This is a genomic window from Oleiagrimonas sp., from assembly GCF_027858935.1.
GTDB lineage: Bacteria > Pseudomonadota > Gammaproteobacteria > Xanthomonadales > Rhodanobacteraceae > Oleiagrimonas.
This window is the reverse complement of the sequence record NZ_JAQIBU010000222.1, coordinates 1-5,327: the sequence shown is the minus strand read 5'-3', so window position 1 is coordinate 5,327 and position 5,327 is coordinate 1. Positions and strand designations below refer to the sequence as shown.

Genomic DNA, 5,327 nt, shown 5'->3' with positions numbered 1-5,327 from the left:
CCGCGCGCAGGGTATTTGAGCATGAGCAGGGTGCTGTCGACCGCATCATGGCATTGATTCGTCCGCTGATGGACGACTGAAGTCCCGCACAATTGCAGGCGGGACCAGAAGGACGATCGAGATGTGGCGGTTGCGCAGGCTTATTGCAGCAGTGCGTTGACGTGTTGCAGATCCTTCACCGTGATGGTTCCGGCAGCCTGCTTGAGGAGCAGCTTGTTGAGCACGAACTGATGGCGCGCCTGAGAATACGATTGTTTCGCGTTGGTCAGGTTCTGCTGGCTGATCAGCACGTCGACGATGGTGCGCGTGCCGACCTTGAAACCCGCCTCGGTGGCTTCCAGGGCGCTCTTGTTCGACTCCACGGCCTGGCGGGTCGCCTGGACTTCGCTGATGCCTGCAATGACCGAGCGATAGTAGTTGCGGGTGTCGCGAATGGTTTGCCTGCGTTGCGATTTCAGGCCGTCCTGGGCGGCATTGCGCTGGTATATGGATTGGCGAACCTTTGACTGGGTCAGGCCGCCGGAAAAGATCGGGATGCGCAGGGTCAGACCAATGGTGGTGTCGCTTGGCTGGCTGTTGTTGAAGTCGTGGTTCTGGCTCCAGTTCGATGATTTGCCATAGGAAAGACTTGCGCTGAGGGTCGGAAGATGGCCGCCCCGGGCCGAGTTGATCTGGCTATCGGCCGCGTCGACGTTGTATATCTGTGCCTGGATGCTCGGATTGTTGTCGAGAGCAGTCTTGACCCAGGCTCTGGAGTCGTTCGGTGTAGGCGGATTCAAGGGCAGGTCCTGACGCAGGGTCTTGAGATCCGTGGCCGGCTTGTCGGTGATTTGGACCAGGGCCTCGCGCGCGTCATCAAGGACGTTTTTTGCGCGGATCAGCGATGCCCTTGCGGCGTCGTGCTGGGCCTTTGCATCCTGCACGTCGGTGATGGCCGAAAGTCCGACCTTGAAGCGCTGTCGCGCCTGGTCAAGCTCGCGGGCCAGTGACTTTTCGTTGGCCTTGCTGAACTCGACCTGGTCCTTGGCTGTGAGCACATTGAAGTACGCCGTGGCCACACGGATCATCAGGTTTTGTTCGGCCGCCTTGTACTGGGCGTCCTGGCTGTCGTACTGCTCGTGCGCGGCCTTGAGATTCTCGTAACTACTGAAGTTGAAGATACTCTGGGTCAACGTGGCCGAGATATTGCGGGTGCGCAGGTAGCCGGTGGCCGGTGTCACGAAGATACGACCGGTATTGGGATCGACATAGCTGCCGTTGGAGCGTCCGCGGTTGTCCTGGGTCAGGCTGAGGCTGCCGTCGACCTGGGGCAAAAGCGCAGCGCGAGACTGGCTGATGCCCTCATGGACACTCATGCGGTTGGCGTTGGCCAGTGCCAGTTGGGGATCGTTGGCGAGGGCGTCGCTGTAGGCCTGCATCAGATCCTCGCCATGGGCGAGGATCGGCGTGGCAGCTAGGGTCATCGCAAGGAACAGGGTCTTCAAATGCATTGGATACTTCATGTGGCTTCGTCCTGGAAATCTCTGCATGCGATTGTTCAGAGTGTGAAATGTCGCATGGGCTCGGCATGCTGAAGGTAGGGCAGGTCGGTTTCGAACAGGCTTTCCACGCGGAATCGTGCCTCGCCCTCGTGATGCAGCAGCACCGCTTCCATGGCCGGCGAGAGCCCGCGGATCACGAACATGCGTCCACCAGGCTTGAGCCAGCGGTTGAACCGGGTCGGGATCGTGTGTACGGCCCCGGTTACGACCACGACATCAAAAACGCCGCCAGGCTGGTAGGCGTTGACGGCTTCGTCGGTGAACAGTTCGACATTATCGATGGCCGCTGCGCGCAGCCGCCTGGAAGCTTCCTCGGTGAAGTCGGCATGCACATCGACGCTGGCTACGCGTCGGGCCAGGGTAGCCAGACATCCCGTGACGAAGCCCGAGCCGGTTCCGATCTCGAGCACGTCCTCGCTGCCGTTCAGTGTCAGGGCCTGCAGCATTCTGCCTTCGAGTACCGGTCGCATCATCTCCTCGCCGTGCCCCAGTGGCACACTCATGTCGGAGAAGGCCAGGTTACGGTAGGCGGCGGGAACGAAGTCTTCGCGGCGGACGCGTCCGAGGACATCCAGCACGCGGGGATCGAGGACCTCCCAGGAGCGGATCTGGTACTCGACCATGTTCTGGCGGGCAAGTTCGAAGTTCATCGTCATGTCGCATATCCACCAAGGAAAGGCGTCGATTATACGTCTCTGCAAGACATCCGGGCGCGGTCCGCTGCAGCAGCCTGATTGGACCGGCCCATACTGCGGCCGGGGACGTTCGTTTCGAAGTGCTGGAAGTCATCATGACTGCAGTACAAGGCTGAATGTGCAGGGCTTAATGTCCAGGGCAGGGGCCGTTGTGGCGGCCGTCCGCTGGTTCGCTGGAATTAAATGAACCGATCCGTATAATAAAGACATTATTCCACGCTGTGAAGCTGTGCGATGAGTTTGACCGTCAAATGCCATCGTCCTGGTCGCCCCAAGGACATGGAAAAACGCGCCGCGATCCTGCAGGCAGCACAAGAGCTGTTTACCGACCACGGGTTCGAGCACACCAGCATGGACGCCGTGGCCTCGCAAGCCGGGGTTTCCAAGCTCACCGTCTACAGTCACTTTGGCGACAAGGCTTCGCTGTTCCGCGAGGCCGTGCGCCAGCGCTGCCAGGCCATGGTGCCCGAAGAGCTATACGTGGTTGCCCCGGGCGACACCCTGCGTGAGGCGCTGCTGAAGATCGCCGGTCACCATGCCCATCTGATGACCAACCCGCAGACCATCGGCATCTGGCGTGCGATCGCCAGCGCATGTGGTAGTGGCGAAGCCGTACTCGGGCAGATGCTCTGGGAAGAAGGCCCGATGCGATCACGCAGGTTGATGCAGGTGCTGCTGGCCGAGCAGGTGCGCGCCGGCACCCTGGTGATAGATGACATCCCGCGTGCAGCCAGCCAGTTCCTGTGCCTGCTCAAGGGTGATCTGCACACGCGTCGTCTGCTGGGCTGTGTGGACAATGCCTGCGAGCAGTTCAAACAGGAAATCATCGACAACGCGGAGTCCGCGGTGGATATGTTCCTGCGCGCCTACAAGGCGCGCTGACGGCGAACCCCGACAGCGCGACGGATTGAAGGACGTGCCGCCGCTTTCCTGCGATGTCTTGCGACCCCTCATCCGGGGCAGCATTGTGCAAGTGGAACCGGGGCGCTGCGATAGCGTTTCAGGCGTGCTCGGCGTTGTAGCGTTCGATGCCGGCAATCAGTTCCTTGCGTGCTGCCTCGGCATCTCCCCAGCCGTCCAGTTTGACCCATTTGCCTTCTTCCAGGTCCTTGTAGTGCTGGAAGAAGTGGCCGATCCGGTCGAGCCAGTGGCCGGAGACCTTGTCGATGTTGTCGATGTGCGCGTAGCCGCTGAAGATCTTCGCGGTCGGCACCATCAGGAGTTTCTCGTCGCTGCCGGCCTCGTCGCTCATCTGCAGCATGCCGACGGTCCGGCAGCGGATCACTGCGGCGGGAATCAGCGGTAGCGGCAGAATCACCAAAGCGTCGAGCGGATCGCCGTCACCGCCAAGGGTGTGGGGCACGTAGCCGTAGTTGCAGGGATAGCGCATCGGCGTGGTGAGCACGCGGTCGACAAAGATCGCACCGCTGGACTTGTCGACCTCATACTTGACGGGTTCGGCGTCCTTCGGGATTTCGATGATGACGTTGCACTCATCCGGCACATCATTACCGGCGGTCACCAGGTCGAGGCTCATTTTGGAGTCCTTGCTTTAAGCATGAGGGGGCGCGCAAGCATAAGGCAGCCCGTGTTGCGTCGCAACAATGAAGGCCGGCATCCACCACCGGATCCCTTGCCGGAATCACCGGTACGGGAGTTCGCGCACCCACTTGGTGGCGATCCACTTTTCGCCCTCGGTCACCGGAAGACCCGCATGCAGGGAGTCCTTGTCGCCACCCTGGTAGGCGAAGTAGACCGCCGATCCGCGACGTGCACAAACAGTCACGCCCGCCTTGGGGAAATGGGTGCCGCCGCCGTTGGCGGGTGCGTTGAGATACATGATCACGCTGGCCACGCGCTGGCCACCCTTGCTGGTCAGTACCTTGTAGCCATGCTGGCTGGGATCGAACCAGTCGTAGTGCGGCTCGTACTGCTGACCGGGTTCGTAGTGGAGCACTTGCAGGCCTTCGCCATGAATCGCGGGCAGGCCGACCAGTTCCGCCAGACGATGCTCGATGCGCTCGATAAGAGGCGTCTCGCCCACGCTGAAGAACATGCCGCTGCTGGTGCGCGCGGTGTCGAGTTGATTGGAGCCGTCCTTGTTGACGGTGCGCGAGCGGTCCAGTCGCGGACGCGCAAGTGCGATCAATTGCTCGCATTCCTCTGCGCTCAGCAGGTCTTCGAGCACCCGGATCGGTGGTTTTTCCACACAGACTGAAACTTCGGTGCGGTGCCCGGCCACGACCTGGTACGGAGGTTCGGGATGTCGCGTGCGCTTGCCTCCCGGGCTCTGCATGGCCATGTCGAAGGCCACGGCAGGGCGATCCAGGGTCTTGGCCACGATCTGTCTTGCCTGGCGAGGGTTGTAGCCCGCGCGCAGCATCATGTTGACAATATCGTCGATGCCATGCCCGCTGCGTGCGGTCGACAGGATCCAGTCGCGCAGCGATCCACTATTAGCCGTGTTGGTACTCATGATGCCCGATTGTAATGAGGATCGGGGGTGCTTTGCGATGCTTCAGTTCGTGCGTGGGCATGTCGACTTGCTCCGCGTTTGCTTGCAGATGGGGGTGTGGCGAAATCATGAAAGGGGCGGCGACAGGCATCGCCGCCCCGGGAGAGACGCCAGACCGGTCAATGGCCCGAAGGGATGTAGCTCATGTCCTTTGAGTAGCTGTCCAGGTGCGAAGACTGGTTGAGAATGGTTTCGCCGATCTGGGCGCGCATCTGGTTTGCCTGTTTCTTGCCGTATACCTTGGCGACCATGTCCCACATCGGAGGATCAGATTTCTGGCCGAGTTCGGCCCAGCTCCCGGCATAGCTGACCACCAGATAGTCCGGAGCACCCTCGCCGCCATAGGCGACGCCGAGGAAACGGAAGTGGCTGCTCCAATGGCTCTTGTTGGCCGCAGCCACGATCTTTTTCACGATGTCACCAAACATCACGCTGTACTTGTGCCCGTTCTTGAGCGTGATCGCCGAGACCCGCATCAGCTTGCCGGGTTGTTCCATGTTGGAATCGGCATAGCTCATCTCGGGCATGTCGATGACGAATGCGCTGGACTCGCCCTTCAAGTGGGGCGCAGCTTCG

At 60.9% G+C, this 5,327-nt stretch carries 5 protein-coding genes and 1 pseudogene; 1 reads left to right on the top strand and 5 read right to left on the bottom strand.

The features are described from left to right. Positions 1 to 140: 140 nt before the first annotated feature. Positions 141 to 1,502: a TolC family outer membrane protein gene (locus PF446_RS08325; protein ID WP_298070972.1), complete on the bottom strand. Its 1,362-nt coding sequence runs from the start codon at positions 1,500 to 1,502 to the stop codon at positions 141 to 143. Between the two features lie 35 nt (positions 1,503 to 1,537). Next, complete coding sequence (locus tag PF446_RS08320; RefSeq protein WP_298070971.1) at positions 1,538 to 2,197, bottom strand: protein-L-isoaspartate O-methyltransferase; 660 nt, start codon at positions 2,195 to 2,197, stop codon at positions 1,538 to 1,540. 273 nt (positions 2,198 to 2,470) lie between these two features. Here PF446_RS08320 and PF446_RS08315 point away from each other — a divergent pair, with 273 nt between their 5' ends. Beyond that, positions 2,471 to 3,118, top strand: coding sequence for a TetR/AcrR family transcriptional regulator (locus PF446_RS08315; protein WP_298070969.1), 648 nt, complete (start codon positions 2,471 to 2,473; stop codon positions 3,116 to 3,118). A gap of 118 nt (positions 3,119 to 3,236) precedes the next feature. Here PF446_RS08315 and ppa read toward each other — a convergent pair whose 3' ends face one another. From ppa to PF446_RS08300, 3 genes and pseudogenes are all read right to left on the bottom strand, one after another. Beyond that, positions 3,237 to 3,773, bottom strand: a complete 537-nt coding sequence (gene ppa, locus PF446_RS08310; RefSeq protein WP_298070967.1) for an inorganic diphosphatase — start codon at positions 3,771 to 3,773, stop codon at positions 3,237 to 3,239. Positions 3,774 to 3,878: 105 nt separating this feature from the next. Beyond that, on the bottom strand, positions 3,879 to 4,712 hold the full coding sequence (locus tag PF446_RS08305) for a 2OG-Fe(II) oxygenase (RefSeq protein ID WP_298070966.1): 834 nt from the start codon (positions 4,710 to 4,712) through the stop codon (positions 3,879 to 3,881). Between the two features lie 158 nt (positions 4,713 to 4,870). Next, a pseudogene (locus PF446_RS08300) lies at positions 4,871 to 5,327 on the bottom strand (hypothetical protein); the annotation flags it as partial.